The organism is Candidatus Margulisiibacteriota bacterium (assembly GCA_028706105.1).
Lineage (GTDB): Bacteria > Margulisbacteria > Riflemargulisbacteria > GWF2-35-9 > DYQY01 > DYQY01.
The window spans coordinates 1-4460 of the sequence record JAQWCF010000112.1; the positions used below are offsets into that span (position 1 = coordinate 1).

7 protein-coding genes are annotated in these 4460 nt (G+C 33.6%); 6 read left to right on the forward strand and 1 reads right to left on the reverse strand.

Features of this window, described 5'->3' with window-relative positions; all coding sequences use genetic code 11:
• From PHF25_08820 to PHF25_08845, 6 genes are all read left to right on the forward strand, one after another.
• A partial coding sequence (locus PHF25_08820; protein ID MDD4528112.1) for a hypothetical protein occupies positions 1-1027 on the forward strand: 1027 nt, incomplete at its 5' end.
• A 409-nt stretch (positions 1028-1436) separates the two neighbouring features.
• Positions 1437-2312 carry a response regulator gene (locus tag PHF25_08825; GenBank protein MDD4528113.1) on the forward strand — a complete coding sequence of 292 codons (876 nt, stop codon included), beginning with the start codon at positions 1437-1439 and terminating at the stop codon, positions 2310-2312.
• 71 nt (positions 2313-2383) lie between these two features.
• Positions 2384-2923 carry a hypothetical protein gene (locus PHF25_08830; protein MDD4528114.1) on the forward strand — a complete coding sequence of 180 codons (540 nt, stop codon included), beginning with the start codon at positions 2384-2386 and terminating at the stop codon, positions 2921-2923.
• Entirely contained in the window at positions 2913-3149 is a 237-nt protein-coding gene (locus tag PHF25_08835) for a hypothetical protein (GenBank protein ID MDD4528115.1), read from the forward strand. Before PHF25_08830 ends, PHF25_08835 begins: the two co-directional genes overlap by 11 nt.
• Positions 3150-3164: 15 nt before the next feature.
• Complete coding sequence (locus PHF25_08840; protein MDD4528116.1) at positions 3165-3941, forward strand: hemerythrin domain-containing protein; 777 nt, start codon at positions 3165-3167, stop codon at positions 3939-3941.
• Positions 3942-3980: 39 nt separating this feature from the next.
• The gene (locus tag PHF25_08845; GenBank protein ID MDD4528117.1) at positions 3981-4124 is read left to right on the forward strand and encodes a hypothetical protein; all 144 of its coding nucleotides are present in this window, start codon (positions 3981-3983) and stop codon (positions 4122-4124) included.
• Positions 4125-4133: 9 nt separating this feature from the next.
• Here PHF25_08845 and PHF25_08850 read toward each other — a convergent pair.
• On the reverse strand, positions 4134-4460 hold a 327-nt coding region (locus PHF25_08850; GenBank protein ID MDD4528118.1), incomplete at its 5' end, for a hypothetical protein.

Below are 4460 nucleotides of genomic sequence, written 5' to 3' on the forward strand. Positions count from 1 at the left end.
CCCAGCTGATTCTGATGTTCCTGTAGCTGTTGGTGGTCGTTTATTTGCTACAATCGATGGTATAAATTTTATAACTAATGGTGCATTAGCAGCAGTTAGAACGGTTACAGCCACAACTGAAGCATTAGCATTAAATGTACCACTAGCTTCAGATAATGAGGACGGTTTAAAGGATAAATTAGCTAATGCAGAACAAGCTAGACGTCACGGTGACCATATAAGACGTAAAGGACAAGGAATGCGTGCTCAGATATATGATGGGAAAGAAGCTACACGGTATGAAATTGGTGATGAAAGGTTTTTGTTTTTTAAAGAATTTTTTAAACAAAATGGATTTCAGGATGAATTTGGATATATAGATAGAAGAGTACTTGGTTTTGCTAAAAGTATAGATATTAAAGGCGATAATATTAGAATTCATTTTAATAGAGAGAATTCGGAATTAGTCGCACTTTATTCTGAAATGACTCAGCATTATATTAATAAAGGTTTTAATAAGATGGACGCAAAAAAACAAGCACGTGAAGCTATTGCAGATTTGATTTGTAGAGCTTATGTTGTTAATGAAGCAGATAAAGCTGATGTTAAGGTTGATGAGATGATCGATGCTGCTGATAAATTAATTCAAAAAGCCACTAAACAAATAGATGCGATTAATGTGAAGATAATTGAACTTCAAAAAATTGCTACTAAAGAGTTGTTTAGAACTGTTATTGAGGGTGCAGGCATATTCTTGCCTAAGATTTTTGGCAGTACGGATTTGGCAATTACCGCAGCTCAGCTAGTATTAGCTGAAATGATGAAAAATGAAGGTCAGAAAGATATTTCAACTAGAAAGATTTTAGGAGACATTTTAACTGAGAATCTTCTTAAATCCTTTAATGACTTAAAAAATAGATTAATAGAAATGAAAGCAGACCCTGTAGTTGTTAGGGCAGTTTGGAATATTTTATCAGCTATTGATCCAAAGGGATTAGTTGCTAGTAATTTTCATAAAAAGGCTAACCAACCAGTTATGGCTAGATAAAAGGCGTTATTCCTTCCACTAATAGTGGTAAATGTTTTTTGATTGCATCCCAAACAATTTTCTCATCAATTTCACTATAACCATGGATAAGTATATTGCTAAATCCAATAATTCTTTGATAGTCACTGATGTTGTTAATGAACTCTGTATGATTAAATTTGATGGTATTAAGTGCCTCTCCAATTATTTCAAAGTTCCTTTCAACTGCGCGTTGAACCAGCTTATTTGTAGAATAATCATTGAAAGTAAAGTTATTTGTGTATGAGTTTATTTCTTGTGCTGAACCAATTATATTGAAAAGGTATTTTTTATTGATTCTGCAAAGTAGGGGTTTTTTAATTTTTCATCTTTTATCATAAACAACTATCAGAGTCTAGTAACTTTCCCTAATTACAGATAAACTATTTATATGATTAATTCACTTCGTAAATACAAAACACTGCTCCTAACAGTCATTACTTTTTTGTCTCCGTTAATATTATTATATCTTCTGGTTTATGGTGGAATTGTCGGTGCAATTGGTGGCGTGGTTTGGGGAATTGAAAAAGGTAGAAACTTTTTGTTTGCTGATAGTAGAGAAGATAAATCTTCAAATAATTTCTTTTTTCTGATTATCCGGATGGTGTTAGTTGCCTATGTTTTCTCTTTTATTTGCATTGTGGCTTTTGTGATTTGTGCTATTCTTGGCCCTTTCAAAGCATTCGCAAAACTTAGAAGAGGCTGGAAATATTTAATGGATGGTACTGCCTTTAAATACAACAGAAAGAAGGCTGGTAGAAAGCCTCTTGTTTTGGTTGTAGAAGATGAGGTAGATTTAGCTGACTATGTCGCTGGCAAGATACTTACTACTGGTAAATATGCTACTGTGATTGCTCACAATGGTAAAGAGGCTTTGCGTGTATTAGAAAAGCATGAAAGATTTTTGGGCATAGCTTCCAATAGGATAGGGTGTATTGTTTTAGATATAAAAATGCCAGAGATGAATGGTATTCAGTTTTTACAGGAGCTTAGAAGGCGCGAAGGTGTTTTGTTCTTTCGAGATAGCGGAGCCTTTCAGCAGATTCCTGTAATAATGCTTTCAGCTTATGAAGATGTGCAGAAGATAAGTGATGCCACTAACCCCAAACTTGGTAAGATAGCACGCTATATTATGAAGCCTGAAAAGCCAGAACATTATGATGAACTAATCTCGGCTGTAGAAAATGTGTTTTCTGGTAAAGATCAAGAGATGGTCACAAACGCCTATCTGAGTGGCAATTATAGGATAAGTGAACTGAAAAAATAGGTATCCTCTTCGGACTTAAGGATAATTTTTTATACTGGGAAGTTTTTTTTATTTTTTCGATATATTAATATATGAAGCAGAAATTAATATCTTATCAAGCAGATAAAATAATAGACTTTTCAAAAATAGTAGAAGTAACGGCTTCTCCAAAAACCTATTTTCACCAAATGGCTGTAGTTGCGGTGATGAGTATTTTTAAAACTGCGGGACTTAATTTTGGCAATGACTTAACTATTAAATTTCAAATGGTTAGCTTTAAGGGTAAGCCTTATGGAAAAGATTGTATTTTTTCAGCAATGAGTCTTCTTAGTAACGCTGACAAATTAAGTGCTTATCATTATGGTCCAGCTGAATCAATTATGCTAAAGTTATCTAGCCCTATAATCCCTATTGATGTTGTTCAATTTTTAGCAGAGCACTTGGCTACAAACATTAGTGATTTAAAAATTGATAATGATAATCTCTATCATTGTGTTGAAAGTGGGATGTTAAAAATAATTACTCGTAGGAATAAGGAACTTTTTGAAAAATTAGCCTCAAAAAACTTTGATATAACTCTCTATCAGATAAAGCCAGATTTATTGTCTTGGATGTCTGTGGGTGACAGATAAGTGGAGATGTTTATCTATTTTTAAGGTGGTTCGGGCTCAAATTAAACAAGGTCCAGTTAAACTGGACAACTGTACGACAAAAAAATATACTTGTTCTGATATGAAAAACTGTATATTAAGGAAAAAAATAGAAAAAATAAGAAAATTTATAGTCGAAGAATTGAAATCGGTAACCATTGCTTCGGCAATGCATGCTGGAAAAGAAACAACAGAGATCGAAATTTAAAATAAGGGGTTAGAAATGGAAGAATTAATGAACACGGGAATAAAGAAAGTAATTGAACAATATCCTGCCGTAGCTGATATCTTGGAGTCATATGATATTGGTTGTGTGACCTGTGGCGTAGGGACTTGTTTACTAAAAGACATTGTAGAAATTCATCAATTAACCAAAGAACAAGAAAAGGCTATGCACCAAGCTATTGCCAATGTTGTGTTTCCAGATCAAAAAGTAAATATTACTAAACCAGCAAAAATACAAAAAAAGGCAGTTCGAGAAATCTCCCCGCCGATACAAAAACTAATGACTGAGCATGATCTTATTAAAAGACTGCTTGCCCTTGTTCCTAATATTTGTGCAAATTTTGATGTTTCTTCTATGTCTCAAAAACAACTAATAACAGAAAGTGTTGATTTTATTAAAACTTATGCGGATCGCTTTCATCATGCTAAAGAAGAGGATATTTTATTTAAATATTTTGACGACAATTCGGATTTTATTCAGGTTATGCTTTCTGACCATACAGCTGGAAGAAGCTATGTCGCAGGTATTCTTGACGGGCTTGCAGAAAATAATGAAAGCAAAATAAAAACTAATTTATTATCGTATGCAGAACTCTTAACGGAGCATATTAACAAAGAAGATGAGATTCTCTATCCCTTCTTAGAGAAGCAACTCTCCGCTTCTTTAATTAGTGAAATGTATGATAAATTTCTTGAGGTAGACAAGAGTTTTGCAGGAACAGAACAAAAATACAGCGAGTGGGTTAAGAAATTGGAAAAAAATTTAATTTTCTGAGTTGATGTTGGAATAATTATTGTTTTAATAATGCAGACAATGTTGCAAATAGAAGGACTAGTTTCTCTTCTTTCTATTATTATTGCATTCATGGCAGCATTATTTGCTGGTCTTTTTGCGGGCATTTATCCGTCAAAAAGAGCTTCAGAATTAGATCCTGCGATAACCTTGCGTTATGAGTGATTGAAGTTATTAAGGATTTTTGTTGCAGAACATTATTTTCATACACCAATAGCACCGCCACTGGCTGGATGGTAACGACCTAGAACCAATAACCCCAAAATGTTTTACTCCTGACATTTTGTTGTGAAGCATCGAAACATGGTATCCCTCTGTTAGGTCCTCTTCATCAAAACCGTGGAACAATAAAAACTCATTTGGATCATAAACAATTTCTAACGGTTGAGGGTTAAATAAATCAAAGTAATAGTTCAAATATTCCTTAATATTGACGACTGGAAAGTTTAAAACACCTTCATTACAATCCGGATAGTCTTCTTTGAGTAGTTCTAGAGGTGT

Coding starts and splice junctions, on each gene's coding strand:
- PHF25_08825 (MDD4528113.1), top strand. CDS start 1,437: ATGATTAATTCACTTCGTAAATACAAAACACTGCTCCTAACAGTCATT.
- PHF25_08830 (MDD4528114.1), top strand. CDS start 2,384: ATGAAGCAGAAATTAATATCTTATCAAGCAGATAAAATAATAGACTTT.
- PHF25_08840 (MDD4528116.1), top strand. CDS start 3,165: ATGGAAGAATTAATGAACACGGGAATAAAGAAAGTAATTGAACAATAT.
- PHF25_08845 (MDD4528117.1), top strand. CDS start 3,981: ATGTTGCAAATAGAAGGACTAGTTTCTCTTCTTTCTATTATTATTGCA.